Here is a 777-nt window from a genome sequence, read left to right as displayed (position 1 = left end):
ATGATGCCGACGCACAGGGGCGTGGTGGCGGGCGCCTCGGTCGCGGCGTCCGAGCCGAGCTCGTCGACGGTGGCGAAGGTGTCGTGCGCTCCCGCGAGGGCGGTGAGGTCGGCGGACTGGGCGTCGGTGGAGATGGTGGTCATGATGTGTCCCTTTCGTGGAGTACCTCGGGCTGAGGTGGTGGTCCCCTCGGGATCGAGGGGAGGTTCGTGGGGCCCTAGCGGGCGGTGAGTCCCGGGCGGTCCGGGTCGATGCGCGCGGCGCGGGCGGCGTCGGCCCAGGCGTCGGCGGCGGGGATCGTCTCGGCCGAGGAGCGCAGGAGCGCTTCGGCGAGGACGCGGGAGCGGTGCTGGCCGAAGCTCAGTCCGCGGTAGGAGGAGCGCTCGTCGGCCGGGTCCTCGGCGTAGGCGAGGCCGTCGGCGAGCCTCTCGGCGAAGGCCGAGACGGCGGTGCGGGGCGAGGGCCGGGCATCGAGCAGCGGAGTGATCCTCCGGGCGACGTCGTCGGCGGAGTCGGCGGGCAGGTAGACGACGAGGGCGTCGGAGCGGGGGAAGGCCCGCGGGTCCGAGAGCGCCTTGGCCTGGTGGCGGGCTCCGGAGGCGGCGAGCGCCTCCAGGAGCGGGCCCCACAGGGCGAGCGCGTCCTCCGCCGAGTCGGCGACGAGCGAGAGGCGCACGACCCGGTCGGCGGGATCGAGTCCCATCGGGCCGAGGGCGAGGAGGTAGCCGGGAGTGGTGCGGGTGCGCCAGCTCGGCAGCCGGACGCCGGCGACGGCCC

Annotated in this window: 1 protein-coding gene; it reads right to left on the bottom strand. The window is 75.8% G+C overall.

Features of this window, described 5'->3' with window-relative positions; translation table 11 throughout:
- Positions 1 to 217: 217 nt before the first annotated feature.
- Positions 218 to 777: T3SS effector HopA1 family protein (locus C5C82_RS17765; RefSeq protein WP_258066177.1), on the bottom strand; the 560-nt coding region annotated here is incomplete at its 5' end.

It is taken from the genome of Rathayibacter sp. AY1D5 (genome assembly GCF_002932515.1).
In the GTDB taxonomy this organism is placed as follows: Bacteria; Actinomycetota; Actinomycetes; order Actinomycetales; family Microbacteriaceae; genus Rathayibacter.
This window is presented reverse-complemented; position numbering and strand designations above follow the sequence as displayed.